The organism is Pseudomonas sp. 22072, assembly GCF_052046095.1.
In the GTDB taxonomy this organism is placed as follows: domain Bacteria; phylum Pseudomonadota; class Gammaproteobacteria; order Pseudomonadales; family Pseudomonadaceae; genus Aquipseudomonas; species Aquipseudomonas paracarnis.
Window position 1 is genome coordinate 175,375 of record NZ_JBQEQE010000007.1, and the last position, 25,644, is coordinate 201,018.

Consider the following 25,644-nt stretch of genomic DNA (forward strand, 5'->3'; position numbering starts at 1 on the left):
CGCCACAAGATTACCGGTTACTTGCATTGGGGCAATCAATGCCAGCTCTAACATTCAGCGCTGTGTCAGCCTGGCGGCCAGTGCCTTGGCCTGCAGCGCCACATCGGTCACCGCCGTACTCTCCCACCACATGCCCCGCAACGGCGGCCCCATGGCGAACAGTCGCTGGCTGACCTCGCCGCGAGCATCCAGCACCGCCCCCGTTGAATCCGCCGCAATCCCCAGCGCCAGCGGCCCAGGTTGGATCAACCCGCGCTTGAGCAGTTGCCGCGGTAAAGGACGGGCCACCCGGCGCCAGTCGTATTCGATGCCGCTGGAGTTGATCAGCGCAGCGCCCAACATCTTGGTGTTCACATCCTCGCCACGGTAGCGCACCGCAATGGCAACCCCCTTCTGCGAAGGCATCAAGCCCTTGAACGACGCCGCCTGAATCCGCAACCGCCCTTGCCCCTGCAACCGCGCTACCAACTGCGCACTCAAGGGCGGCGAACGGTGGTGATGGCTTTCCCACCAAGGCCGTACATGCCGAACGAACTGGCGCTTCTGGGCCTCACTGGCCTGGCTCCACAGCCGCGCGATATGCCCGCGCACCGTGTCCAGCGGCGCCTGCCAGTCTGTGCCTTGCGCCAGCGCGAGCTGGCATTGGCGTCGCACCTCACGCAGCAATTGTCGGGGGCTGCTCAGGCTGTGGTCGGCGGCGAGGAAGTCGTCCCAGTTCGGCGGTTGCCGGCGTACATGGGGCAACAGGCCGTGCCGCGAAAAAACCTCGATAGGTCCGCGATGCCCGGCCTGCTCCAGGGAGACCACGGCATCGACCATGGTCAGGCCCGAGCCGATGATCAGCACGGTCGATTGTGGGTCGAGCCGGGTCATCGCGGGTACATCCCAAGGGTCCAACGCGGCGGCATTCAATCCTGTGGACTCGGTCTGCGGAGTGCGCGCAGCAGGGAACATGCCGGTGGCCAATACCGCACAGGCGCCGCGCAGTTGCTCGCCAGTATCGAGGGTCAACAACACCGAGGTGGCATCGACTTGCAGGTCTACCCCTTCGGCGCGGATGTGCTCGACGCTCGATGTAGAAAGCGCCTTGGCTTGTGCCAGACGCTGCTGCGCGTACAAGCCGAAAAGCCCCCGTGGCGGGAACAGTTCGCTGATAGGCACATGCTGTTGGTTCGACTCGGGCCATCCGCCGGCGCTGATGTAGTCGGTGAGCCATTGGGTCAGGTCGTCGGCATTGTCCGGGTCAACGCTCATACGCGCCGCATTGCCGTTCAGCGTATGGCCCAGTTCGACCGCGCTGTAGGCTTCGCCGCGCCCCAACTCAGCACGGGGTTCGACTATCAGGATACGCCGCGTGCCCGGCAGGCGAAGCAGTTGCACGGCCAGCATCGTGCCGCTCAGGCCACCACCGATGATCAGTACATCTGCAACGCGGGTGGATTCACTCATGCCAGTTCGCCCTTATTGTTGCTCAAATCACCACATTTCGAACAAACCGTACCGCCGCATTTCCATCATTGCGATAAGCATGGGGCTGGTGGCTGGCGAACATAAAGAACTCTCCAGCCTCGATGACAGTTTCCTGATCACCTATCACCAGCGTCAGGCTGCCCTCGAACACAAACAGTTGTTCGCTCCACCCTTCCAAGTCAGGGTCCGGGCAATAACGGTCACCGGGCTCAAGCCGCCACTCCCATAGTTCGACCTCACGCCGTGCCGTAGCCTTGGCCAGCAACACCGCCTTACTGCCGACAATCTCGCCCGCCCAGGCCAGCTCATTGATACGGCTGTGGTCGCGCACATCCGGCGCCTGAATCAGATCACTGAACGCCACGCCCAACGCTTCGGCGACACGGTCCAGGGTCGACAGGCTGACGTTCTTCTCTCCCGCTTCTATCGCCACCAGCATGCGCCGGCTGACACCGGATTTTTCCGAGAGCGCGGTCTGGCTCAAGTCGGCGGCATGGCGCAGGCGACGAACGTTCTGGCTGACGTGCTGCAGGACCGAAGCCCGTTGCGGATTTTCTTTGTGCACTATATTGCTCAATAGGTGGGTGTGCGCAGTATACTGCCCAGCGTGCGGCGCATTGTGCGGTCCGTGCTTTCCCCTTGCAAGACCGAGCCGCCATGACCGCCCCGAACTCCCCTTCGCGTTTCAACCGTTTCAGTAAAGCCGAATGCATCCTGGTGGTGATCACCATGATCTGGGGCGGCACCTTTTTGCTGGTGCAGCACGCCATGGCGGTCAGCGGGCCGATGTTTTTTGTGGGGCTGCGCTTCGCGGCAGCGACGATTGTGGTGGGGTTCTTTTCCTTGCGCACCCTGCGCGACCTGACCCTGTTCGAATTGAAGGCCGGGGTGTTTATCGGGGTGGCGATCATGTTCGGCTACGGTTTGCAGACCATTGGCCTGCAAACCATCTTGAGCAGCCAATCGGCGTTTATCACCGCCTTGTATGTGCCGTTCGTACCGCTGTTGCAGTGGCTGGTGCTTGGCCGTCGCCCCGGCTTGATGCCCAGCATCGGCATCATGTTGGCGTTTGCGGGGTTGATGCTGTTGACCGGCCCGGCGGGGGCCTCGCTGAATTTCAGCGCGGGTGAAATCGCCACCTTGATCGGTGCAGTGGCCATAGCGGCCGAGATCATCTTGATCAGCGCATTTGCCGGCCAGGTGGATATTCGTCGGGTGACCGTGGTGCAACTGGCCACCGCTTCGGTGCTGTCCTTCATGATGGTGGTGCCCATGGGCGAGGCGTTGCCGGGCTTTTCCTGGCTGTTGCTGTTCAGTGCCGTGGGCCTGGGCTTGACCAGTGCGGTGATCCAAGTGGCGATGAACTGGGCCCAGCAGAGTGTCTCGCCAACGCGGGCGACGTTGATTTATGCCGGTGAGCCGGTGTGGGCAGGCGTTGTGGGGCGAATCGCCGGGGAGCGGTTCCCACCGATCGCGATGCTGGGCGCGGTGCTGATTGTGGTGGCGGTGATTGTGAGTGAATTGAAGACGAAGGGGCAGAAGGCCGTTGAGTTGGCAGAGGCGTTGGAGGAGGAGCAGCAGGGGTAGTTTGCGATCAACGGTAACCACGATGCGAAGCGAGCCGCTCTTGATCTTGATCTGCTTGTGATCTTGATCTCAGGCGCCCCGTTAAACCACGCTGGCCGAACGCAGGCTTGAATCCGTGGGCCGCCGTCAGGCGGAACCCTAAGTAGCCGTTACCGCAGCAATGGATATGTACACAATCCAACCGTCTAGGCTGCCAGACCGCCTTCGCGAGCAAGCCCTCTCCCACAGTTTGATCACGGGGTGTCAGGGAGATAGGTGTCGGCTGTCAGGCCGTCTTCGCAGGCAAGCCAGCTCCCACAATTGGATCGTGGGGTGTCAGGGAGATAAGCGTCAACTGTCAGCCCCTCACGGGAGCAAGCTCCCTCGCCACAGGTACGGCGTCGCTGCAGATAACGGCTCCCACAGAGGTCTGCATTTTAATTCAAGGGCAAGTTGAAACAGTGCCAAATGGGAGGTTTCAGCCTACCTTGTAGGATCCTGCCACATCTTGCCGTTTGGTGATCGTGAAAGCGGCACGTATGATGCATCCCAAACTCCCGCAGATTAGAAGCCTATGTCCCTGATAGTTCTACTGCTTCTGCCTTTTATCGGCAGCTGTCTGGCGGCCTTGCTGCCGCATAACGCACGTAACACCGAATCGCTGTTGGCCGGCCTTGTGGCGCTGGTCGGTACTATTCAAGTCGCCCTGCTCTACCCTCAGATCGCCCACGGTGGCGTGATCCGCGAAGAATTCATGTGGTTGCCCAGCCTGGGGCTCAACTTCGTGTTGCGCATGGATGGGTTTGCCTGGCTGTTCTCGATGCTGGTGCTGGGCATCGGCACGCTGGTGTCGCTGTATGCGCGCTACTACATGTCGCCGGACGACCCGGTGCCGCGTTTCTTTGCATTTTTCCTGGCGTTCATGGGCGCCATGCTGGGTTTGGTGATCTCCGGCAACCTGATCCAGATCGTATTCTTCTGGGAACTGACCAGCCTGTTCTCGTTCCTGTTGATCGGCTATTGGCACCACCGTGCAGATGCGCGACGCGGGGCGTATATGGCGCTGATGGTCACTGGCGCAGGTGGGCTGTGCCTGTTGGCGGGAGTGATGCTGCTGGGGCATATCGTCGGCAGCTATGACCTGGACCAGGTGCTGGCGGCGGGCGATCAGATTCGCGCGCATTCGCTGTACCCGGTCATGCTCGCCCTGGTGCTGATCGGCGCCTTGAGCAAAAGCGCGCAGTTCCCCTTCCATTTCTGGCTGCCCCATGCCATGGCGGCGCCCACCCCGGTTTCGGCTTACCTGCACTCGGCGACGATGGTGAAGGCCGGCGTGTTCCTGCTGGCCCGCCTGTGGCCGTCGCTGTCCGGCAGCGAAGAATGGTTCTGGATCGTCGGCGGTGCCGGCGCCCTCACTCTCCTCCTCGGCGCTTACTGCGCCATGTTTCAAAACGATCTCAAGGGCCTGCTGGCCTATTCCACCATCAGCCACCTCGGGCTGATCACCCTGCTGCTGGGCCTCAACAGCCCACTGGCCGCAGTTGCCGCAGTATTCCACATTCTCAACCACGCCACCTTCAAGGCTTCGCTGTTCATGGCGGCGGGCATCATCGACCACGAAAGCGGTACGCGGGATATCCGCAAGCTCAGTGGGCTGGTGCGCCTGATCCCGTTTACCGCGACCCTGGCGATGGTCGCCAGCGCGTCCATGGCCGGGGTGCCGTTGCTCAATGGCTTCCTGTCCAAAGAGATGTTCTTTGCCGAAACCGTGTTTATCTCGTCGACCCAATGGGTGGAAATCGCCCTGCCGGTGATCGCGACCATTGCCGGTACATTCAGCGTGGCCTATGCCCTGCGTTTTACCGTGGACGTGTTCTTCGGCCCGCCCGCCACCGACTTGCCGCACACGCCCCACGAGCCGCCGCGCTGGATGCGCGCACCCGTCGAGCTGTTGGTGTTCACCTGTCTGCTGGTGGGGATTTTCCCGGCCCAGGTGGTCGGCTCGATCCTCGCCGCTGCCGCCCTGCCGGTGGTGGGCGGTACGCTACCGGAATATAGCCTGGCGATCTGGCACGGCTGGAACGCGCCGATGATCATGAGCCTGGTGGCAATGACCGGCGGCGTGGTGCTGTACCTGATGCTGCGCAAGCAACTCAAGCGTGGCCGCTTCGAATACCCACCGCTGATCGGCTACTTCAACGGCAAGCGCGGTTTCGAGCGCTGCCTGGTGGTGATGATGCGCGGCGTGCGCCGCATCGAGAAACGCATCAGCACCAAGCGCCTGCAAACCCAGTTGTTCCTGTTGGTGCTGCTGGCAGTGATCGGCGCGATGATCCCGATGATCAACAGTGGCCTCAGCTGGGGCGACCGCCCGAAAATCCCGGGTTCCATCGTCTTCGTCACCCTGTGGTTGCTGGCGATTGCCTGCGCCCTCGGCGCCGCCTGGCAAGCCAAGTACCACCGGCTGGCGGCCCTGACCATGGTCAGCGTGTGCGGCCTGATGACCTGCGTCACCTTCGTGTGGTTCTCGGCGCCGGACCTGGCCCTCACCCAATTGGTGGTGGAAGTGGTCACCACCGTGCTGATCCTGCTCGGCCTGCGCTGGCTGCCAAGGCGGATCGAAGAGGTCTCACCCCTGCCCAGCTCGCTGCGCAAGGCGCGTATCCGCCGCCTGCGTGACTTGCTGCTCTCCACTGTGGTGGGCGGCGGCATGGCGCTGTTGTCCTACGCGATGCTGACCCGCCAGACGCCCAACGATATCTCCTCGTTCTACTTAAGCCGTGCCTTGCCCGAAGGCGGCGGCAGCAATGTGGTGAACGTGATGCTGGTGGACTTCCGTGGCTTCGACACCCTGGGCGAAATCACCGTACTCGGCGCCGTGGCCTTGACCGTGTACGCCTTGCTGCGCCGCTTCCGCCCGTCCAAGGAAAGCATGGAGTTGCCACCCCAACAGCGCCAACTGGCACCGGACGTGGCCACCGACCTGGTCAACCCGCGCCAGGCCAGCGACACCGCCCTGGGCTTTATGATGGTGCCGGCGGTGCTGGTGCGCCTGTTGCTGCCGATAGCGCTGGTGGTGTCGTTTTACCTGTTCATGCGCGGCCACAACCAACCTGGGGGTGGTTTCGTCGCCGGGCTGGTGATGTCGGTGGCGTTTATCCTGCAATACATGGTCGCCGGCACCCAGTGGGTCGAGGCGCAGATGAGCCTGCGGCCCATGCGCTGGATGGGCTTCGGCCTGCTGTCAGCCACCTTGACCGGGCTGGGTGCGCTGTTCGCCGGGTACCCGTTCCTCACTACGCATACCTGGCATTTCAGCCTGCCGTTACTGGGCGATATTCATATCGCCAGTGCGCTGTTCTTTGACGTCGGCGTGTACGCCATGGTCGTGGGCTCGACCCTGTTGATGCTCACCGCCCTCGGCCACCAGTCGGTGCGCGCGCATAAACCGAGCAACCAGCCCAAAGTGGTTGCTGCAACCGAAGGAGCCGCCTGATGGAAGAAGTCATCGCAATAGCCATTGGGGTCCTGGCGGCCTCGGGCGTCTGGTTGATCCTGCGGCCACGGACGTTCCAGGTGGTCATGGGTTTATGCCTGCTGTCCTACGGCGTCAACCTGTTCATCTTCAGCATGGGCAGCCTGTTTATCGGCAAGGAGCCGATCATCAAGGACGGCGTGCCCCAAGACCTGCTCAACTACACCGATCCACTTCCCCAGGCCCTGGTGCTCACGGCCATCGTGATCAGCTTCGCCATGACCGCGTTGTTCCTGGTGGTGCTGCTGGCATCCCGGGGCCTCACCGGCACTGACCATGTAGACGGCCGGGAGCCCAAGGAATGACGTGGATGAATCAACTGATCGTCGCGCCGATCCTGCTGCCGCTGCTCACCGCCGGGCTGATGCTGATGCTGGGCGAGAAACGCCGCCCACTCAAAGCCCAGATCAATCTGTGCTCCAGCATCGCCGGACTGGGCGTTGCCGTGCTGCTGTTGTACTGGACGCAACAAGGCGGCCCCGGCTCGATTGGTGTGTATCTGCCGGGCAACTGGCAGGTGCCGTTCGGCATCGTCCTGGTGGTGGACCAACTGTCGGCGATGATGCTGGTGCTGACCGGGGTTATCGGCGTCAGCGCGCTGCTGTTCGCCATGGCCCGCTGGGACCGTGCGGGCACCAGCTTCCATGCCCTGTTCCAGATCCAACTGATGGGGCTGTATGGCGCCTTCCTCACCGCCGACCTGTTCAACCTGTTCGTGTTCTTCGAAGTGCTGCTGGCCGCCTCCTACGGCCTGATGCTGCACGGTTCCGGCCGTGCGCGGGTGTCGTCGGGGCTGCATTACATTGCGATCAACCTGCTGGCGTCGTCGCTGTTCCTGATTGGCGCGGCGATGATCTACGGCGTCACCGGCACGCTGAACTTTGCCGACCTGGCGTTGAAGATCCCGCTGGTGCCGGAGGCTGATCGCGGCCTGTTGCATGCTGGTGCAGCGATCCTGGCTACGGCGTTCCTGGCCAAGGCCGGCATGTGGCCGCTGAACTTCTGGCTGGCACCCGCCTATTCCTCGGCCAGCGCGCCGGTGGCGGCAATGTTCGCGATCATGACCAAGGTCGGCGTGTACACCGTGCTGCGCCTGTGGACCCTGCTGTTCTCCGGCCAGGCCGGGGCTTCGGCACTGTTTGGCGGCGATTGGCTGGTGTATGGCGGCATGGCGACCATCATTTGCGCGGCACTGGCGATGGTGGCGGCGCAGCGCCTGGAGCGCATGGCCAGCCTGAGTATCCTGGTGTCGGCGGGTATCCTGCTGTCAGCGGTAGGGTTTGCCCAGCCGAGCCTGACCGCGGGGGCGCTGTTCTATCTGGTCAGTTCTACCCTGGCACTGAGTGCGCTGTTTTTGCTGGCGGAGTTGATCGAGCGTTCGCGTTCGGCCAACGACCTGCCGCTGGATGAGGAGATTGATGCGCTGCCCAAAGCCATGGAATCGCTGCATCCGCGCCCGGGCGTGAACCTGGACGATGAGCAAAAAGCAGTGATCGGCCAGGTCATCCCTTGGACCATGGCCTTCCTGGGCCTGAGCTTTATCGCCTGCGCGCTGCTGATTATCGGCATGCCGCCGCTGTCCGGGTTTATCGGCAAGCTCAGCCTGTTGAGCGCGCTGATCAACCCACTGGGCTTGGGCAACGCCGTGGACGAGTCCATCCGCCCGGCGGCCTGGGGCCTGGTGGCGCTGCTGATTCTCTCTGGCCTGGCCTCGCTCATCGCTTTCGCCCGCCTCGGCATCCAGCGCTTCTGGACCCCGGAAGAACGCCCATCACCGCTGCTGCGCCGCTACGAGTGTGTGCCGATCTTCCTGCTGCTGGGGTTGAGCATCGCGCTGACCTTCAAGGCCGAGGCGCTGATGCGCTACACCCAGGCCACTGCCGAAAGCCTGAACAACCCGGAACACTACGTGATGGCAGTGCTCGCGACCCGGCCAGTGCCGAGCCCTGAAGCCAAGGCCGCCGCCCTGGAGGTGCAGCCATGAAGCGTCTGTTCCCGGCTCCCTGGCTGTCGTTGGCGTTGTGGGTATTGTGGCTGGTGCTGAACTTGTCGATCAGCCCCGGCAACCTGCTGCTGGGCGCACTGTTGGGCTTTCTTGCGCCGCTGATGATGGCGCCGCTGCGCCCGCTGCCGATACGCATCCGCCGCCCTGGGGTGATCATCCGCCTGTTTTTCCGGGTCGGCCTCGATGTGATCATCTCCAACCTGCACGTGGCATGGGGCGTACTCACCTGCGGCTCCCGCCCACCGCGCTCGCGCTTTATCAAGATCCCCCTGGACCTGCGCGACGCCAACGGCCTGGCTGTGCTGGCGATGATCACCAGCGTGACCCCCGGCACCGTCTGGTCGGAACTGGCCCTGGACCGCAGCATCCTGCTGCTGCACGTTTTCGACCTGGATGACGAAGCCTCGTTTATCCAGCAATTCAAGCACGCCTACGAACGGCCCCTGATGGAGATCTTCGAATGAGCGCCCTGCTCGCCAATGCGATCCTGTTCAGCCTGTTCCTGTTCTCCCTGGCCATGGTGCTGACCCTGGTGCGGCTGTTCAAAGGCCCCTCGGCCCAGGACCGGGTACTGGCGCTGGACTACTTGTACATCCTGGCGATGCTGATGATGCTGACCCTGGGTATTCGCTATGCCAGCGACACTTACTTTGAAGCGGCGCTATTGATCGCGCTGTTCGGCTTCGTCGGCTCGTTCGCCCTGGCCAAATTCCTGCTGCGTGGCGAGGTGATTGAATGATGCCGTTATGGGTTGAAATTATCGTGGCGGCGTTGCTGTTGCTCAGCGGCCTGTTTGCCTTGATTGGCGCGATTGGCTTGCTGCGAATGAAAGAATTTTTCCAACGCATGCACCCGCCAGCACTAGCCTCGACGTTGGGGGCGTGGAGCGTGGCGTTGGCGTCGATCATCTACTTTTCGGTGCTCAAGTCCGGGCCGGTGTTGCATGGCTGGTTGATTCCGATTTTGCTCGCGATCACCGTGCCAGTCACCACACTGCTGCTGGCGCGAACCGCGCTGTTCCGCAAACGCATGGCCGGTGATGACGTCCCCGCCGAAGTCAGCAGCCGCCGCTGATGTTTTTGTAGGAGCGCAGATCGTTCCCACGCTCTGCGTGGTAACGCCGCCCAGGACGCTCCGCGTCCGCCCCACTCGGGCGAGCGGGCGAGGCGGAGCGTCTCGGTATGCATTCCCACGCAGAGCGTGGGAACGAGAGTGCAAAAAAATGCCCCGAACCAGTCGGGGCGTTTTTTTATTCAGCGTGCAGCTATCAACGGTCAGTCAGCCAACCGCCACGTCGTCCCACCCTTGCCGTCTTCCAACACCACACCCATCGCGGTCAGTTGGTCGCGGATACGGTCGGATTCCGCCCAGTCTTTATTGGTGCGAGCCGCCAGACGCGCCTGGATCAGTGCATCTACCTCAGCGGCATCCACACGCCCTTCAGCGCCGGCTTGCAGGAAGTCATCGGCCTCCATTTGCAACACGCCCAGCACGCTGGCCAGTTCTTTCAGACGCGCCGCCAGGCCCGCCGCTGCGTCGATATCGGTCTCGCGCAAGCGGTTGATCTCGCGCACCATCTCGAACAGCACGGCGCAGGCTTCCGGGGTACCGAAGTCGTCGTTCATCACTTCGGTGAAACGTGCCACGAAGGCTTCGCCGCCAGCAGGCGCAACCGATGGCAAACCTTTCAACGCATGGTAGAAACGCTCCAAAGCGCCCTTGGCGTCCTTGAGGTTGTCTACCGAGTAGTTGATGGCGCTGCGGTAGTGGCTCGACACCAACAGGTAACGCACCACTTCCGGGTGGTACTTTTCCAGCACGTCGCGGATGGTGAAGAAGTTGTTCAAGGACTTGGACATCTTCTCGCCATTGATGCGGATCATGCCGCAGTGCATCCAGGCGTTGGCGTAGGTCTTGCCGGTGGCGGCTTCGCTCTGGGCGATTTCGTTTTCGTGGTGCGGGAACTCAAGGTCGCTGCCGCCGCCATGAATGTCGAAGGTCTCGCCCAGGCAGCAGGTGGACATCACCGAGCATTCGATGTGCCAGCCCGGACGCCCGGCGCCCCACGGCGACTCCCAGCTCGGCTCGCCCGGCTTTGTACCTTTCCACAGTACGAAGTCGAGCGGGTCCTGCTTGGCTTCGTCGACTTCGATCCGCGCGCCGATGCGCAGGTCTTCGATCTTTTTGCGCGACAGCTTGCCGTAGCCCATGAACTTGGCGACGCGGTAGTACACGTCGCCGTTGCCTGGGGCGTAGGCGTAGCCCTTGTCGATCAGGGTCTGGATCATCGCGTGCATGCCAGGGATGTGGTCCGTGGCACGCGGTTCCATGTCCGGCTTGAGGATGTTGAGGCGCGCCTCGTCCTCGTGCATGGCGGCGATCATGCGCTCGGTCAGCGCGTCGAACGACTCGCCGTTTTCGTTGGCACGGTTGATGATCTTGTCGTCGATGTCGGTGATGTTGCGCACGTACGTCAAGTCATAGCCGCTGAAACGCAACCAGCGGGTCACCAGGTCGAAGGCAACCATGCTGCGGCCGTGGCCGATGTGGCAGTAGTCGTACACGGTCATGCCGCACACGTACATGCGCACCTTGTTGCCGTCCAGCGGCTTGAAGACTTCTTTGGTCTTGCTGAGCGTGTTGTAGATCGTTAGCACGATGTTTCCCTTAAATCACTGGCCCCACGAATCTCGCAAGGTCACGGTACGGTTGAATACCGGAGCGCCTGGTTTCGAGTCCTTGATATCCGCGCAGAAGTAGCCTTCGCGCTCGAACTGGAAACGGTCTTCCGGCTGTGCGTCGCCAAGCGATGGCTCGGCACGACAACCTGTGAGCACTTGCAGGGAATCAGGGTTGATGTTGTCGAGGAAACTCGCGCTGTCTTCAGCCTTCTCAGGGTTTGGCGAGCGGAACAGACGATCGTACAGGCGCACTTCGCATTCGATGCTGGCAGCGGCCGGCACCCAGTGGACCACACCCTTGACCTTGCGGCCTTCAGGGTTCTTGCCCAGGGTGTCCGGATCGTACGAGCAGCGCAGCTCGACGATGTTGCCGTCGGCGTCCTTGATCGCTTCGTCCGCACGAATCACGTAACTGCCGCGCAGGCGCACTTCGCCGTTCGGCTCCAGGCGCTTGTAGCCTTTTGGCGGCTCTTCCATGAAGTCGTCACGGTCGATGTAGATCTCGCGGGCGAATGGCAACTTGCGCACGCCCAGCTCTTCTTTCTGCGGATGACGCGGCAGTTCGAGGTTCTCGACCTGGCCTTCCGGGTAGTTGGTAATCACGACTTTCAACGGGCGCAGCACGCACATGGCGCGCGGGGCGTTGGCGTCGAGGTCCTGACGGATGCTGAATTCGAGCATGCCGAAATCGACCACGCCGTCGGAACGGTTGGTGCCGACCATGTCGCAGAAGTTGCGGATCGACGCCGGGGTGTAGCCACGGCGACGGAAGCCCGACAGAGTCGACATGCGCGGGTCATCCCAGCCATGCACGTGCTTTTCATCGACCAGTTGCTTGAGCTTGCGCTTGCTGGTGATGGTGTAGTTCAGGTTCAGGCGGCTGAACTCGTACTGACGTGGGTGCGCCGGGACCGGCAGGCTGTCCAGGAACCATTCATACAGTGGGCGATGGCTTTCGAACTCCAGGGTGCAGATGGAGTGGGTGATGCCTTCGATGGCGTCCGACTGACCGTGGGTGAAGTCGTAGTTGGGGTAGATGCACCACTTGTCACCGGTCTGGTGGTGATGGGCGTGGCGGATGCGGTACATGATCGGGTCGCGCAGGTTCATGTTCGGCGAGGCCATGTCGATCTTGGCGCGCAGCACGCGGGCGCCGTCCGGGAACTCGCCGGCGCGCATACGGTTGAACCAGTCCAGGTTCTCTTCCACCGAACGGTCGCGGAACGGGCTGTTCTTACCCGGCTCGGTCAGCGTGCCACGGTACTCCTTGGCCTGCTCGGGGGTCAGGTCGTCCACATAAGCCTTGCCGGCCTTGATCAACTCGACGGCCCAGTCGAACAACTGGTCGAAATACTTGGAGGCATAGCGCACTTCACCGGACCATTCGAAGCCCAGCCACTTGATGTCGCTTTCGATGGCGTCGATGTATTCCTGGTCTTCCTTGGCCGGGTTGGTGTCGTCGAAACGCAGGTGCGTGACGCCACCGAACTCCTGGGCCAGGCCGAAGTTCACACAGATCGACTTGGCGTGGCCGATGTGCAGGTAGCCGTTGGGCTCAGGTGGGAAACGGGTGACGATCTGCGTGTGCTTGCCCGAATCCAGGTCCGCCTGGATGATCGGGCGAAGGAAATTGACCGGGACGGCAGGTCCGGCCTTGGTATTCGAGGTAGGGTCGACAGTGGGCTTGCTCATAGGATCCTTGAACAGACAGGTGCGTGGCCAGGTGGGGCCAGATAAAACAAAGGGCTCATAATAGCCGAAGCAGTCAAGACACATACAGAGCGCGGCCAATTAATTGCCCGGGCGGTAAAAAACCACCTCGAAATTCCCGCAGGGCACGCTAAACTGCGCGCCTTGGCCGTCGTTTAGCCAGACAGGTAAGGTGCCCAGGCGCCCACACCCACGAATTCCCTGAAAAGAGTAGCGAACATGACTCAAGTCAAACTGACCACCAACCACGGTGACATCGTTATCGAGCTGAACGCCGAGAAAGCGCCGATCACCGTCGCCAACTTCATCGAATACGTCAAAGCCGGCCACTACGAAAACACTGTTTTCCACCGTGTCATCGGTAACTTCATGATCCAGGGCGGCGGTTTCGAGCCGGGCATGAAAGAGAAGAAAGACAAGCGTCCAAGCATCCAGAACGAAGCGGACAACGGCCTTTCCAACGACAAGTACACCGTCGCCATGGCCCGTACCATGGAGCCGCATTCGGCCTCCGCGCAGTTCTTCATCAACGTCGCCGACAACGCCTTCCTGAACCACAGCGGCAAGAACGTGCAGGGTTGGGGCTACGCGGTGTTCGGTAAAGTCACCGAAGGCACTGACGTTGTCGACAAGATCAAAGGCGTATCGACCACCTCCAAGGCCGGTCACCAGGACGTTCCAGCCGAAGACGTGATCGTCGAGAAAGCCGAGATCGTTGGGTGATATTGCTGATTTCAGATTTGCATCTGGAAGAGGAGCGCCCGGACATCACCCGGGCGTTTCTGGATCTGCTCCACGGCCGCGCCCGTGGCGCCCAGGCGTTGTACATTCTGGGGGACTTCTTCGAAGCCTGGATTGGCGACGATGGCATGACCCCCTTCCAGCGTTCCATCTGCGCGGCTCTGCGTGAGCTGAGCGACAGCGGCACCCCGATTTTCATCATGCACGGCAACCGTGACTTCCTGATCGGTAAGGCGTTCTGCAAAGCGGCAGGCGCTACCTTGCTCAAGGACCCGACGGTCGTGCAGTTGTATGGCGAGCCAGTGCTGTTGATGCACGGCGACAGCCTCTGCACCCGCGACCTCGGCTATATGAAGCTGCGGCGCATCCTGCGTAACCCGGTTGTACTGTTTATCCTGCGCCACCTGCCCTTGGGCACGCGTCACAAACTGGCGCGCAAGTTGCGCAGTGAGAGCAGTGCTCAAGTGCGCATGAAGGCCAACGACATTGTCGATGTCACCCCTGAAGAAGTGCCACGGGTGATGCAGCAGTTCGGCGTGCGCACCCTGGTCCACGGCCATACCCACCGCCCCGCCATCCATAAGTTGCAGATCGGCGACCAGGCGGCCAAGCGCATTGTGCTGGGGGACTGGGACAAGCAAGGGTGGGCGCTGCAGGTGGATGAGCAAGGGTTTCAGCTGGCGGCGTTTGACTTCGTCAACCCGCAGTTGGCGTTGCCTGGCGCCTGAACCTCTGACACAACACCGTTCAACCTGTGGGAGCTGGNCAAGCCAGCTCCCACACAAGCCAGCTCCCACAGGGACCGCGCTGACCTTACAATCAGTGACCCGAAGCCGCAGGCCCGGCCTTCGCCGTGAACGGTGGCTTGGCCAGCCACACCAGCAACATCAAGCCCATGAACATCCACCCCAGCAACGTGAAGTAATCCACAGTGGACATCATGTACGCCTGGCTGGTGAGAATCTGGTCCAGTTGGGTATAGGCCTTCTGCCCTGCCCCACCCAGCGCCTGCAACGCATCGCGGGTGGTCGAGTCGTAGACGGTCATGTTCTCGCTCATGTAGGCATGGTGCTGGTCGGCCCGGCGAATCCAGATCCAGGTTGTCAGCGAGGCCGCGAAGCTGCCGCCCAAGGTGCGCAGGAAGGTCGCAAGCCCCGCGCCGTCGGCAATCTGGTGCGGCGGCAGGTCGGACATGAGGATGCTCAAGGTAGGCATGAAGAACAGCGCCACGCCGATGCCCATGAACAGCTGCACCATGGCGATGTGGGTGAAGTCCACTTCGTTGGTGAAACCGGCGCGCATGAAGCAGCTCAAGCCAATCGCCAGGAACGCCAGGCCCGCCAGCAGGCGCAGGTCGAACTTGTGCGCGTACTTGCCCACGAACGGCGACATCAGCACCGGCAAAATGCCGATGGGCGCCACTGCCAGCCCGGCCCAGGTGGCGGTGTAGCCCATCTGGGTTTGCAGCCACTGCGGCAGGATCAGGTTGATGCCGAAAAAGCCCGCATAACCCAGGATCAACACGATGGTGCCGATCCGGAAGTTACGGTGCGCGAACAGTCGCAGGTTGACCACCGGGTGCTTGTCGGTCATCTCCCAGATCACGAACACCGCCAGGGCAATCACCGAAATGGCCGCACCAATGATGATGAAGTTGGACTCGAACCAGTCCAGGTCATTGCCCTTGTCGAGGATGATCTGCAAGGCGCCCACACCGACGATCAGGCTCAGCAGCCCAACGTAGTCCATCGGCTGGTAACTGGTGACCACCGGGCGCTTTTTCAGCTGCGCACGCACCACCATCACCGCAAAAATCCCGATGGGCACGTTGATGAAAAAGATCCACGGCCAGCTGTAGCTGTCGGTGATCCAGCCGCCGAGGATGGGCCCGGCAATCGGCGCGACCACCGTGACCATCGCCAATAACGCCAGGGCCATGCCGCGCTTGGCCGGCGGGTAGACTGCAATCAACAAGGTTTGGGTCATCGGATACAACGGCCCGGCGACCAAGCCTTGCAGCACCCGAAAGCCGATCAGCTCAGGCATCGAGGTAGAGATACCGCACAGGAACGACGCCAGCACGAACAGCAGGGTCGCCCACAAGAACAGCTTCACCTCGCCAAAGCGCCGGCTCAACCAACCGGTGAGCGGCAAGGCGATGGCGTTGCTCACCGCAAACGAAGTGATCACCCAGGTGCCCTGCTCCGAACTCACCCCCAGGTTGCCGGAGATAGTCGGCAACGCCACGTTGGCGATGGTGGTGTCGAGCACCTGCATAAAGGTCGCCAGCGACAGGCCAATAGTGGCCATCAACAGGCTGGGTGGCGTGAACGAGGCGTTATTGCTCATCAGCGTTGCGCAGCCTTGGGAGCGGCGACGCTGTTGTCATGGATCAACTGGTTGATCATGGCATCGGCCTCGGCCAATTGGCGGTCATACACGTTGGTGGTGAACGAGGCTTTTTGCGGCGCCTGTTGCGCCAGCACCGGGCCGCTCTGGTCGTGCAGGTCTACGTTGACCACGGTGCTCAAGCCCACTCGCAGCGGGTGTTTGGCCAGCTCTTCGGCGTTGATATGGATGCGCACCGGTACCCGCTGCACGATCTTGATCCAGTTGCCGGTGGCGTTCTGCGCGGGCAGCAAGGCGAACGCGCTGCCCGTGCCGGCGCCAAGGCTGTCGACGGTGCCGCTGTACTTGACGTCGCTGCCGTAGATGTCCGACTCGATATCCACCGGCTGGCCGATGCGCATATCCCGCAGTTGGGTTTCCTTGAAGTTGGCGTCGATCCACAGCTGGTCCAGCGGGATCACCGCCATCAGCGCGGTGCCCGGTTGGACGCGCTGGCCCAGTTGCACGGTGCGCTTGGCCACATAGCCGGTGACCGGCGCGATCAAGGTGCTGCGCGCATTGGTCAGGTACGCCTGGCGCAGTTGCGCGGCGGCCGCTTGCACATCGGGGTGGGACGAAATCACGGTGTCATCCACCAGGGCATTGGTGGTTTTCAGTTGTTGCTCAAGGTTGGTCAAGGCGTTCTTGGCGGCGGTCAGGCTGTCGCGAGCGTGAGACAGTTCTTCCTGGGAAATCGCGCCGCCCTGGGCCAGGGTCTTGCGGCGGTTGTAGTTGTCCTGGGCGGTTTGCACATCGGCTTTCTGCGCATTGACCTGGGCTTTCATGCCATCGACGTTGCTGTACAGGCCGCGTACTTGGCGCACGGTGCGGGCCAGGTTGGCCTGGGCACTCTGCAGGCCGACGGCGGCGTCGTTGGGGTCGAAGTTGATCAGCACCTGGCCTTCATGGACCAGGTCGCCATCGTCGGCGCCAATGCTGACCACGGTGCCGGTGACCAGCGGGGTGATTTCCACCACGTTGCCGTTCACATAGGCGTCGTCGGTGCTTTCATTGAAGCGCCCGTAGAACTCATACCAGGCCCACACGCCCACCACACTCAGGATGACGATCAGCGCCAGGCCGATCAGCATCACTTTGCGTTTGCGGGGGTTGGTGTCTTTGGGTTGTTCGGTTGCGTTGTTGCTGTCGGCAGTGGCCATGACAAATACCTCAAATTATTCCGTGCGTGTAGCTGGGGTGGTCGCGGCCACGCTGTTGACGTGGTACCCGCCACCCAGGGCCTGCATCAATTGAATCGACAGGTCGATCTGCGCCGCATTCAGGGTGGCCAGCTGACGCTGGGCCTGCAGCAATTGCTGCTCGATGCTGAGCACATCCAGATAGTTACCGATGCCTGAGCTGTAGCGTTGCACCCCGGTGTCGTAGGACTGCTGCGCGATGTCGGCGGCATGTTGCTGGGCCTGGATCTGCCGCCCGGTGTCGCGCAGTTGGGACAGGCTGTTGCCGATATCGCCCAAGGCTTGCACCAGGGTTTTGTTGTACTGGGCCACGGCCAGGTCGTAGTCGGCGTCGCGGGCATCGAGATCAGCACGCAGACGGCCGCCGTCAAAGATCGGCAGCGAAATCGTCGGCGCAATGTTGAAGAAGCGGCTGGCCGAACCGAACATCGCATCGCCCAGCAACGACTCGGCACCTGCGCTCGCGCTCAGGTTGAGGTTGGGGTAGAAGCGGGTCTTGCTGGCAGCGATGTTCTTGCTCGCGGCCTCTACGCGCCAACGTGCGGCGACCAGGTCCGGGCGACGGCCAAGCAGCTCGGCTGGCAACACCGCCGGCACGGCCACGGCGCTGGGTTTGAGCACCGCTGGGCGCGCCAACTCGTCACCGCGGTCCGGGCCTTTGCCGAGCAACACAGCCAACGCGATCTTGGCGCTTTGCAGTTGTTTTTCCGCGTCAATCAGTTGCGACTGAGAACTGGCTTCCAGGCTCTCGGTCTGCTGGAACTGGTACTCGCTGTCGATACCGGAACTCAGGCGGCGCTTGCTCAGGTCGAGCATCTGGCGGGTACGCTTGAGGTCATCCACGGCCAGGTCACGCACGATATGGGCCTGGCCCAGGTCGCTGTAGGCCTTGGCCACGTTCGCGGCCAGTGTCAGGCGCGCGGCCTGCTGGTCGACTTCGGCAGCACGGGCCTCGCCCAACGCCGCTTCCCAGGCGGCGCGCTGGCCGCCCCACAGGTCGAAGTTGTAATTGAAGCTGGCGCCGATGTTGCGCACCGTCGAATAGGCATCGCCCTGCCCGCGTGGGTCCTGGTCCTTGGCCAGGCGCGAACGGCTCACGCCGGCGCTGGCATCCAGGGTCGGCATACGGGCGGCGTTGGCGGCATAGGCCGCCGCTTCGGCCTGGTGGGCGCGGGCGTCGGCGACTTGCATGTCGGGGCTGTTCTGCAGGGCTTCCTGGATCAGGCCGTCAAGCTGTGGGTCGCCCAAGCTTTTCCACCAGTCAGCGGCCGGCCAGGCGGCGCTCGACAGCGTCACGCCGCTCAGGGATTTGCCGGTGTGCAGGGTATTGGCGTCGAGGCGCTGGCCCTGGGTGTCGAGGCCGCTGTAGTTGGCACAACCGGCCAACGTCATCGCCGCCAGCACCAGGCTGAATGCGCGTGTGTTCATGATCTACCTACCCGCTGGATCGTGATGGGGTCACCCGCAGCGATCAGCATTTTCTTCAGGATCCGCTCCAGGGTTTCCAGCTCGCCCGGCTCAAGCACACCGGCCAACTGGTTGAGAGCCTTGGCGCCGATGTGCGGCAGCATGTCCGCCAGGCGCTGGCCCTCGGCGGTCAGCACCAACTGCACCTGGCGCCGGTCCAGCTCGGAACGCTTGCGGCTGAGCAGGTCTTTTTGCTCCAGACGGTCGAGCATGCGCGTCATCGAACCGCTATCCAGGGATAGGTTGCGGCACAGCTCCGCCGGGGTATCGACGCCGAACTGGGCCATGATGATCAACACCTTGAACTGCGCGGCGGTGATGCCGTGGGGTTCCATATGGGTGTCGATGATGCGGTCCTTGAGGATCGCGGCGCGGCCCAGCAACAGCCCGAGATGGCAGTTGTGGAAGTTGTCAGGGGTGAAGTGAGGCATCGAAAGTCACCTTATTACTGCCTAGGCAGTGAATGTGTGACGAGATGTTACTGCTTAGGCAGCGAATGTCAAATGGAATAATTAGGTTGCTTGGTAGTTGAGTAACTTAGAGCCTTGGACAGCAATCAAATCAGCGAGAGTCCAGTTAAGGCTTTTTGTAGGAGCGAGCTTGCTCGCGAAAAAACTCACGGGCACCGCGTGCANCGTTTTTCGCGAGCAAGCTCGCTCCTACATTTTTTGATCGGGCAAGGTTTAGAAATCGCGCTTGTAGAAGATATCCAGGGAACTCGCTACGCCCGTGGCCACTTCCAAGTACACCTTCTTGCTCAGCAGGTAGCGCAAGGCAATGGTGTTAGCCGGCTCGAACACCCCTACCCCATAACGCAAGCTGAGCTTCTCGTTGATCTTGCCGCTGGCCACCACGGCGGTGCTGTTACCCGTACCCTGGGTGTCCAGATCAAAATCCTGAATCCCCAGCTTATTGGCAATATCCGAAGTCACGCCAGCGCTGCCCATCAAGCCCAGGCCCAGGGCGGCTTCGGCGAGCATGTTGTTGTCTTCGCCAGTGTTGGTGCGCGAACGGCCCAGCACCAGGTATGACAACGCATCTTCCTGGGCCATGGCCGGCTCGGAAAAGATCTGCGTGGTGGGTTGTTCGGCGCTGCCGCTCAGGCGGATACCTGCGGTGACCGTGCGGCTGGATTCGGTAACGATGCGCACCGCTTCGATATCCAGGAACGGCTGGTCCAAGGGCCCCGCGAACAACAGGCGTGCGCGGCGCACATTGAGGCGCTGGCCGTAGGCACGGTAGCGGCCGTCGTTGAGCCACAGCTCACCACGGGTGTCCATGTTGTCGCCGATATGCACATGGCCCTGAACCTTGGCGGTGAGGCCGAAGCCGGCGAAGTTGAGCTGGTCCTCACCCACTTCCACGTCGATATCCATGGCCATGGCCATCGGCGCTTTGCCCTCTTCGGTCTGGCTGCCGATGATCACGGTGTCGTCGGACACCTTGACCGTCGAAGGCGGCAGTTCGCGCACGGTGATATCGCCACGGGGGATGTGGACTTTGCCGGCAATCGCCAGTTTGTCGTTCTTTAGGCTGATCTTCAGGTCGGGTGCTACCTCCAGCTTGGCGTAGGGTTCCACGGTGACCGGCAGTTGCGAGCCTTTGAGGCTGAGGTCGACCACCAGGGCGCGGCCCCAGTCGATCTGGCCCTTGAGGCTGCCCTGCCCGGCTTTGCCGCTGTGCCAGCCGCCGTTGAGCTGCACGCTTTCGCCGGCGATTTGCGCCTGCAGGTTCAGGCCCTCGAGGCTGATGGGCAGTTCCGGCCCGGAGACTTCACCGTCCACCAGGTTCAGGTTGCCGTTGACCAGGGGCGCGAGCAAGCCGCCGGAGATGCGGCCATTGCCGTTGAGTTTGCCGCTGAGTTTTTCCACCATGGGTACAAAGGGCCGCGCTACGGCGAGGTCCAGACCCGTAAGGCTGAAATTGCCGGTGATCGGCTTGTTGCTCGGCAGCGGATTGATCTGCGCCTGCAACAACAATTGGCCAAGCTTGCCGCCACGGAAATTCAGCTGGGTGTCGATGCGCTTGGGATTGAGGGTGGTTTCCAGCTTCAGGGTGTCGTAGGGGAAATCCAGCCACTGGCCCTTGTCGCGCACGCGCAAGGTGCCGCCACTGGCGTCCACCGCGACCACACCTTTTGGGCCGCTCTGGGGCAAGTCGAGTTGCACATCGGCGTTGAGCCTGCCCTGCCAGGCGAAGTCTTTGGGCAAGAACCCCGCGAGGCTGTCGAGAGGGAATTGCTTGAGGTGGTAACGCAACTTCGGCTCGGGCATCAGGCGCTGGTCTTCACCACACAGGCTGGCGCCGCCGGAGACCCAGCAGTGCGCGCCAAAGGTCAGCTTGCCATCGGCCAGGCGTTCGATCTTCGCCGGGGCTTGCAGCCGCCAGTCTTGGCCACCGGCTTGCACGTCGCCACTGGCCAGGCGCCCGCGCCAGTTGTCTTTGTCGAGGTTGCCGTCCAGGGCCAGGGCCAGTTTGACCAGCGGGCCAGTCAGCGCCAGCTGGACTTTCTGGTTCTTGATATCGCCCTGGGCGCTGGCGGTGAGGTTGCCGACTTGCGTCTCGCCGCTTTGAATGCCGTTGGCCTTGAGGTCCAGCTTGGCGCGCTGGGCACTATCGAGGTTGGCGTCCAAGTTGAGGCTTTGCAGACGATTGTCGGCAAAGGCCAGTTGCTGCCCCTTGAGGTCGAGTTTGCCTTGCGGGGCTTTCAAGGTGCCGGCCACTTCGACACGCCCGTTGACTTGCCCACGCAGTTGCGGCCAGAGCTGGGCCAGGCGCGCCAGCTTGATGTCGATCTGCCCGGCCAGACGCTGTTGCAGGCTGCCGCTGCCGTTGATGCGGTTGTCGCCCAGTCGGATGTCCAGGTTGGCGAGGGTCCATTGTTCGCCGGCGCCTTCGGCCTTGGCCGCCAGCACAGCGGTTTGCCCGCGCAGGCGGCCCTTGAGGTCGAGGTCAGCGTTGAGCTTGAGTTGTTCGTTCTTGAACTCACCTTTGCTGCGCAGCGGCCCGGCCAGGGTGCCGGGTAACTCTGCGACCCAGTAGGCCGGGTTCAGCGCCGACAGATCCAGGGCGGTGTCCCAGGCAATGCCGTCGGCAAATTGCAGGTTCAGGTGGCCTTCGGCCTTGCCTTGGCCGGCACTCAGTTTCAGCTCAGGCAGGAAGACCTGCTTGAGGTCGCCACTGAAGGGGGTGACCACATTGAACTTGCCCGCCGGGCCGTCGAGGTCAGCCTTGAGATTGCCCAGGTAGTTGCCGTCTTTATAGGAGATTTCACCGTTGAAGGTGCGCAAGGCCACTTGCGGTTCGTCGATGACCGGATAGAGGCGATGCCAGGGGAAGTCCAGCCAGTCGATCTTGGCGTCCGCGCTGAAGCCTTGTTGCCAGTCCAGGTTGGCACTGAGCTTGAGGCTTTGCTTGTCGCCGGCCGTCAGGTCCAGGCCGGCAATCTGGGCACCCTTGGCGTCAACCTTGCCCTTGAGCAGTAAATCCACCGGGCCGTTTTCGGCCGGTAGCACGGCCTTGCCTAGCAACTGGTAGCCATTGCTCAGGTCGCCTTTAGCGTTCAAGTCCAGTTGGTTGAGTTGCAGGGTATCGGGCAGGTCTGCGCTGGGTTTGAACGACTCGGAGGTGATGTGCACCTGCGCCGGCAGGTTTTCCACCAGGGGTTGCAGCTCGCCAGTGAGCTTGGCCGGCAGATAGCCGCTGCTGTCGGCGTCGAGCTTGAGGGTCTTGAGCAAGTCGCCGTCGAGCTTGAGAGCAACGCTCCAGGGCGCGCCGCCCGGCGCATAGGGCAAGCTCAGGTTACCGGTGGCATTCAACGGCCAATCGCCGCTGGGTTGCAGCAGACCGGCGAGGTCCAGTACCAGATCGTCGCGCTGCAGATGCACCGAGTCGATCTGCAGGCCGGCGGTAGTCCAATGCGCCACCAGTTGCAGGCCCTTGAATTCTTCATTGCCGTTGAACAGCAGGCTGCCAATGCGAACATCGCCCAACTGGAGCGAAACCGGCAGCTTCAGGTCGGGCAGTTGAATCGGCCCGCTGTCGCTCTCTTCGGCACTGGGGGCGAATTCCAGTCTGACCTGTTCCACATCCAGTCGGTTGATGCACAGGGTCATGCGCAGCAGGCAGCCGGGGGACCAGTCAAACGTCGGTGCATTCAGCTCGACGCGGCTGCCATCCTGCTGCCACAGCAAATGATCGGCACTCCACTGCCCGCCCAGGCGCCCCTGGAAATTTTCCACGCTCAAACCTGGCACCTGGGCCAAGGCCCAACGACTGCCCGCCTGGGTGCCAAGCACTGACCACAGCGCCAACAACAGCAAGACGAGGATGGCAACCAACGCCAGCCCCGCTATTTTCAAACCACGCATCACAGCTCAGGCCCCATGGAAAAGTGCAAGCGAATGCCGCCCGGATCTTCGAGGGCATGGGCCAGGTCGAGGCGAATCGGCCCCACCGGCGACACCCAGCGCACGCCGACGCCCACGCCGGTTTTCAGGCTGGGCAAGTCCAGGTTGTTGAACGAGTTGCCCTGGTCGACAAAGGTCGCGATACGCCATTTATCGGTGATGGAATATTGATACTCAGCGCTCAAGGCCACCATGTAGCGGCCGCCGATGCGGTCGCCGCGATCGTTCTCGGGCGATAGCGTCTGGTACTCGTAGCCGCGCACGCTCTGGTCACCACCGGCGAAGAAGCGCAAGGAAGGAGGCACGGATTTGTAGCCATTGGTGGCACTGCCGCCAAATTGCGCACGGCCCAGGAAGCGGTGGTTGTCCCACAAGGTGGTCAAGCCCTTGACCGTCGCTGTGCCGTAAAGCAAGTTGGTGTCGGACCCAAGGCCCTCTTTGGCGACCTTGGTGTCGAACATCAGGCGGTAGCCATGGTGCGGGTCGATGCGGTTGTCACTGCGCAGGTAGGAATAACTCACGCCAGGCATCAGCAGGTTACTCAGGCCCGAGTCATTGCCCAGGCGATATTCTTCGCGCTGGTACTTGAGGGAGATCACCCGCGTCCAGCCACTGGGCAACTTGCTGTGCCATTCGGGGCCGATGGTGAGCAGCTTGCTCAGGGTGTCAGTGTTAGCGATCTCTTCATTCTGGTAGCCGCCAGCAAAGCGCAATTTGTCAGTGAGCGGCGGGTCGAGCGGGATGTCGTACCACAACCCGACGTTCTGCCGTGGCGCCGACAGTTCAGCTTCCCAGCCATAACTGTGGCCCTGTGGGTTGACCCAATGGCGCGTCCAGTTGGCTTTGCCCCGTGGGCCGACGTCAGTGGAATAACCCAGGCCCAGGCCCATGGTGCGCGGCTTGCGGGTGTCCAGTTGCACCGCCACCGGGATCACATCATCGGTGGCGGCGGTGGGGCTGGCGTCGACGCGCACGCCTTCGAAGAAGCCACTGGCTTGCAGGTTCTGGTTGAGTTCGGCGACCAGTTCGGAGTCATAGGGTGTGCCGGGCTTGAACGGCACCATGCGCTGCAACAGCTCTTCATCAAAGGGCGTGTCGCCGGTGAAGCTGACCTTGCCCATGCTGTAGCGTGGGCCGCTGTCGTAAATGAGTTCGATGTCGGCCACGCCCGCTTGAGGGTCTATGGCAAGTTTCTGGCTGGTGAAGCGCCCGCTGAAAAACCCGTAGCGCGAGGCCTGGTTCTGGATCAGGCGCTTGGCGTCTTCGTAATGGCCGTGATTGAGCACGGCGCCGGGCTTGAGGTCGTCGCTGGCGGGCACGCGAAACGCCTTGAGGCTCGCAGCCTGGCCATCGACCCTTATGGTGACGTCGCGCAAGTGCACCGGTTCGCCGGGGTCGATGGTGAGGGTCAGGCGCGGGTTCTTGCCGCCCTTCACCTCGCTGTTGATCTGTGGCTGATAGTAGCCCAGGGCCTGCGCGGCTTTGCGCGCCTGCTCCTCGGCGCCACGGCTGAACCGCAGCAAGGCTTCTTCATCACGATCGCCCACACCGCCGATATAGCCTTCGATGTTGGCTTTCAGCGCGTCGTTCGAGGGTTTGATCCGCACGTCCAGTTCGCTTTGCGCCAATGCGCCGCAGCTCGTGAACAGCAGAATCAAGCCGCTGGTAAATCTTCCTGGAAACTTCATAGGCGCGGATGCTACACGAGCGAGAGAGGAACTATGAACCCGGATTCTTCTGAATAATTCTGTCTCAAGCCGTTGCAGGATGTAACGCCTGGGGATTGGGATGGAAAAACACATGCTCGCGCACCGGCCCTACGGCGACTTCGCCGATTTCCTCATAGCCCTGTCGCTTGTAGAAATCCAAATAACGGGAGTTACCGGTGTCGAGCACCACGCCGGATGAATGCGGGTCGTCGGCACACCAATTGTGTACCGCTTCCAGCAACTGCTCACCATGGTGCTTGCCCTGGAACTGCGGGTGAATGCCCAGCAGCGGCAGCACATGCACAGACGTGTTGGGCAGGCACGCCATGACGGCATGATGGTATTCCAGGTAACGCCGCGTACCGCGCACGCCGGTGCTCAGCCACATGCGGATTTGCCAGGCCCAGCTTTCGGTGATGCCCAGGCGCCGCTGGGGCGGTGCAATCAGGGCAATGCCGATCAGCCGGTCGTTGACGAACAGGCCGATGGCCGGGAGTTTCTGGAAAAAATGCTGCTTGACCAGTTCGCGCACAGTGGCACGTACTCGCTGCTCATAGCCCGCCCGCTCGGCTTCGAAGATATAGGCAAAGGTCGGCTCATGGCGATACGCCTGGTACAGCAGGGATCGCGCTTCACGGGAGTAGCCGCTATTGAGCAGGCGGATTTCGGCAGTGGCCGTCGAAGTGTCTGGCATAACAGTCAATCTCCCTGGGCGCCACTCAAACATGGCGTTCTTATGGGTACGAACCTGCACAGCTCCAGTC

The 25,644-nt window shown here is 62.1% G+C and carries 20 protein-coding genes; 9 read left to right on the forward strand and 11 right to left on the reverse strand.

The genetic code is table 11. From position 1 onward, the window contains the following. Positions 1-54 precede the first annotated feature (54 nt). Both ACTJLA_RS09990 and ACTJLA_RS09995 read right to left on the reverse strand, forming a co-directional pair. Positions 55-1,449: an FAD/NAD(P)-binding protein gene (locus ACTJLA_RS09990; RefSeq protein ID WP_259284424.1), complete on the reverse strand. Its 1,395-nt coding sequence runs from the start codon at positions 1,447-1,449 to the stop codon at positions 55-57. A gap of 22 nt (positions 1,450-1,471) precedes the next feature. After that, positions 1,472-2,035, reverse strand: a complete 564-nt coding sequence (locus tag ACTJLA_RS09995; protein ID WP_197883270.1) for a helix-turn-helix domain-containing protein — start codon at positions 2,033-2,035, stop codon at positions 1,472-1,474. A gap of 92 nt (positions 2,036-2,127) precedes the next feature. On the opposite strand from ACTJLA_RS09995, the gene ACTJLA_RS10000 reads away from it, so the two are divergent. The 7 genes from ACTJLA_RS10000 (at position 2,128) to ACTJLA_RS10030 (ending at position 9,650) form a co-directional block, all read left to right on the forward strand. Beyond that, positions 2,128-3,057: a DMT family transporter gene (locus tag ACTJLA_RS10000; protein WP_060764710.1), complete on the forward strand. Its 930-nt coding sequence runs from the start codon at positions 2,128-2,130 to the stop codon at positions 3,055-3,057. 553 nt (positions 3,058-3,610) lie between these two features. Then, positions 3,611-6,532: a monovalent cation/H+ antiporter subunit A gene (locus tag ACTJLA_RS10005; RefSeq protein ID WP_014718932.1), complete on the forward strand. Its 2,922-nt coding sequence runs from the start codon at positions 3,611-3,613 to the stop codon at positions 6,530-6,532. Beyond that, positions 6,532-6,876: a Na+/H+ antiporter subunit C gene (locus tag ACTJLA_RS10010; protein WP_003192163.1), complete on the forward strand. Its 345-nt coding sequence runs from the start codon at positions 6,532-6,534 to the stop codon at positions 6,874-6,876. Before ACTJLA_RS10005 ends, ACTJLA_RS10010 begins: the two co-directional genes overlap by 1 nt. Further along, positions 6,873-8,555: a monovalent cation/H+ antiporter subunit D gene (locus ACTJLA_RS10015; RefSeq protein ID WP_034127904.1), complete on the forward strand. Its 1,683-nt coding sequence runs from the start codon at positions 6,873-6,875 to the stop codon at positions 8,553-8,555. Before ACTJLA_RS10010 ends, ACTJLA_RS10015 begins: the two co-directional genes overlap by 4 nt. After that, complete coding sequence (locus tag ACTJLA_RS10020) at positions 8,552-9,040, forward strand: Na+/H+ antiporter subunit E (protein ID WP_014718934.1); 489 nt, start codon at positions 8,552-8,554, stop codon at positions 9,038-9,040. Before ACTJLA_RS10015 ends, ACTJLA_RS10020 begins: the two co-directional genes overlap by 4 nt. Beyond that, positions 9,037-9,315 carry a K+/H+ antiporter subunit F gene (locus ACTJLA_RS10025; protein WP_003192168.1) on the forward strand — a complete coding sequence of 93 codons (279 nt, stop codon included), beginning with the start codon at positions 9,037-9,039 and terminating at the stop codon, positions 9,313-9,315. The genes ACTJLA_RS10020 and ACTJLA_RS10025 overlap by 4 nt, the downstream gene beginning before the upstream one ends. Then, positions 9,312-9,650 carry a Na+/H+ antiporter subunit G gene (locus tag ACTJLA_RS10030; protein WP_034127905.1) on the forward strand — a complete coding sequence of 113 codons (339 nt, stop codon included), beginning with the start codon at positions 9,312-9,314 and terminating at the stop codon, positions 9,648-9,650. Before ACTJLA_RS10025 ends, ACTJLA_RS10030 begins: the two co-directional genes overlap by 4 nt. 200 nt (positions 9,651-9,850) lie before the next feature. Here the strand turns inward: ACTJLA_RS10030 and cysS are convergent, their stop codons facing one another. Together cysS and ACTJLA_RS10040 are read right to left on the reverse strand one after the other, a co-directional pair. Continuing rightward, complete coding sequence (cysS, locus tag ACTJLA_RS10035) at positions 9,851-11,233, reverse strand: cysteine--tRNA ligase (RefSeq protein ID WP_440841166.1); 1,383 nt, start codon at positions 11,231-11,233, stop codon at positions 9,851-9,853. Positions 11,234-11,248: 15 nt separating this feature from the next. Further along, positions 11,249-12,949: a glutamine--tRNA ligase/YqeY domain fusion protein gene (locus tag ACTJLA_RS10040; RefSeq protein WP_003192174.1), complete on the reverse strand. Its 1,701-nt coding sequence runs from the start codon at positions 12,947-12,949 to the stop codon at positions 11,249-11,251. Between the two features lie 237 nt (positions 12,950-13,186). Between ACTJLA_RS10040 and ACTJLA_RS10045 the strand changes: the two genes are divergently transcribed. After that, positions 13,187-13,690 carry a peptidylprolyl isomerase gene (locus tag ACTJLA_RS10045; RefSeq protein WP_003174772.1) on the forward strand — a complete coding sequence of 168 codons (504 nt, stop codon included), beginning with the start codon at positions 13,187-13,189 and terminating at the stop codon, positions 13,688-13,690. Then, positions 13,687-14,436 (forward strand): UDP-2,3-diacylglucosamine diphosphatase, encoded by a 750-nt coding sequence (gene lpxH, locus ACTJLA_RS10050; protein ID WP_014718941.1) that lies wholly within the window; start codon positions 13,687-13,689, stop codon positions 14,434-14,436. Before ACTJLA_RS10045 ends, lpxH begins: the two co-directional genes overlap by 4 nt. A gap of 91 nt (positions 14,437-14,527) precedes the next feature. Here lpxH and ACTJLA_RS10055 read toward each other — a convergent pair whose 3' ends face one another. From ACTJLA_RS10055 to ACTJLA_RS10085, 7 genes are all read right to left on the reverse strand, one after another. Continuing rightward, positions 14,528-16,057 (reverse strand): DHA2 family efflux MFS transporter permease subunit, encoded by a 1,530-nt coding sequence (locus tag ACTJLA_RS10055; protein ID WP_003192178.1) that lies wholly within the window; start codon positions 16,055-16,057, stop codon positions 14,528-14,530. Next, a complete protein-coding gene (locus ACTJLA_RS10060) occupies positions 16,057-17,256 on the reverse strand; it encodes an HlyD family secretion protein (RefSeq protein ID WP_034127907.1) in 1,200 nt (399 codons plus the stop codon). Before ACTJLA_RS10060 ends, ACTJLA_RS10055 begins: the two co-directional genes overlap by 1 nt. A 15-nt stretch (positions 17,257-17,271) precedes the next feature. Then, positions 17,272-18,723 carry an efflux transporter outer membrane subunit gene (locus ACTJLA_RS10065; protein WP_054897284.1) on the reverse strand — a complete coding sequence of 484 codons (1,452 nt, stop codon included), beginning with the start codon at positions 18,721-18,723 and terminating at the stop codon, positions 17,272-17,274. After that, positions 18,720-19,193, reverse strand: coding sequence for a MarR family winged helix-turn-helix transcriptional regulator (locus tag ACTJLA_RS10070; RefSeq protein WP_014718945.1), 474 nt, complete (start codon positions 19,191-19,193; stop codon positions 18,720-18,722). Before ACTJLA_RS10070 ends, ACTJLA_RS10065 begins: the two co-directional genes overlap by 4 nt. Positions 19,194-19,445: 252 nt before the next feature. After that, complete coding sequence (locus ACTJLA_RS10075; RefSeq protein WP_314546171.1) at positions 19,446-23,132, reverse strand: translocation/assembly module TamB domain-containing protein; 3,687 nt, start codon at positions 23,130-23,132, stop codon at positions 19,446-19,448. Further along, positions 23,132-24,859, reverse strand: coding sequence for an autotransporter assembly complex protein TamA (locus tag ACTJLA_RS10080; protein WP_197901007.1), 1,728 nt, complete (start codon positions 24,857-24,859; stop codon positions 23,132-23,134). Before ACTJLA_RS10080 ends, ACTJLA_RS10075 begins: the two co-directional genes overlap by 1 nt. 64 nt (positions 24,860-24,923) lie before the next feature. Then, a complete protein-coding gene (locus tag ACTJLA_RS10085; protein WP_034127911.1) occupies positions 24,924-25,574 on the reverse strand; it encodes a GNAT family N-acetyltransferase in 651 nt (216 codons plus the stop codon). Positions 25,575-25,644 lie beyond the last annotated feature (70 nt).

Excerpts from the sequence above, each read along its gene's own strand:
- ACTJLA_RS10060 (WP_034127907.1), bottom strand. The coding sequence starts at position 17,256 with ATGGCCACTGCCGACAGCAACAACGCAACCGAACAACCCAAAGACACC.
- ACTJLA_RS09990 (WP_259284424.1), bottom strand. The coding sequence starts at position 1,449 with ATGAGTGAATCCACCCGCGTTGCAGATGTACTGATCATCGGTGGTGGC.
- ACTJLA_RS10025 (WP_003192168.1), top strand. The coding sequence starts at position 9,037 with ATGAGCGCCCTGCTCGCCAATGCGATCCTGTTCAGCCTGTTCCTGTTC.
- ACTJLA_RS10020 (WP_014718934.1), top strand. The coding sequence starts at position 8,552 with ATGAAGCGTCTGTTCCCGGCTCCCTGGCTGTCGTTGGCGTTGTGGGTA.
- ACTJLA_RS10075 (WP_314546171.1), bottom strand. The coding sequence starts at position 23,132 with ATGCGTGGTTTGAAAATAGCGGGGCTGGCGTTGGTTGCCATCCTCGTC.
- ACTJLA_RS10055 (WP_003192178.1), bottom strand. The coding sequence starts at position 16,057 with ATGAGCAATAACGCCTCGTTCACGCCACCCAGCCTGTTGATGGCCACT.
- ACTJLA_RS10080 (WP_197901007.1), bottom strand. The coding sequence starts at position 24,859 with ATGAAGTTTCCAGGAAGATTTACCAGCGGCTTGATTCTGCTGTTCACG.
- ACTJLA_RS10015 (WP_034127904.1), top strand. The coding sequence starts at position 6,873 with ATGACGTGGATGAATCAACTGATCGTCGCGCCGATCCTGCTGCCGCTG.
- ACTJLA_RS10040 (WP_003192174.1), bottom strand. The coding sequence starts at position 12,949 with ATGAGCAAGCCCACTGTCGACCCTACCTCGAATACCAAGGCCGGACCT.
- ACTJLA_RS10030 (WP_034127905.1), top strand. The coding sequence starts at position 9,312 with ATGATGCCGTTATGGGTTGAAATTATCGTGGCGGCGTTGCTGTTGCTC.
- ACTJLA_RS10010 (WP_003192163.1), top strand. The coding sequence starts at position 6,532 with ATGGAAGAAGTCATCGCAATAGCCATTGGGGTCCTGGCGGCCTCGGGC.
- ACTJLA_RS10065 (WP_054897284.1), bottom strand. The coding sequence starts at position 18,723 with ATGAACACACGCGCATTCAGCCTGGTGCTGGCGGCGATGACGTTGGCC.
- ACTJLA_RS10085 (WP_034127911.1), bottom strand. The coding sequence starts at position 25,574 with ATGCCAGACACTTCGACGGCCACTGCCGAAATCCGCCTGCTCAATAGC.
- ACTJLA_RS10070 (WP_014718945.1), bottom strand. The coding sequence starts at position 19,193 with ATGCCTCACTTCACCCCTGACAACTTCCACAACTGCCATCTCGGGCTG.
- ACTJLA_RS10000 (WP_060764710.1), top strand. The coding sequence starts at position 2,128 with ATGACCGCCCCGAACTCCCCTTCGCGTTTCAACCGTTTCAGTAAAGCC.
- ACTJLA_RS10045 (WP_003174772.1), top strand. The coding sequence starts at position 13,187 with ATGACTCAAGTCAAACTGACCACCAACCACGGTGACATCGTTATCGAG.
- ACTJLA_RS10005 (WP_014718932.1), top strand. The coding sequence starts at position 3,611 with ATGTCCCTGATAGTTCTACTGCTTCTGCCTTTTATCGGCAGCTGTCTG.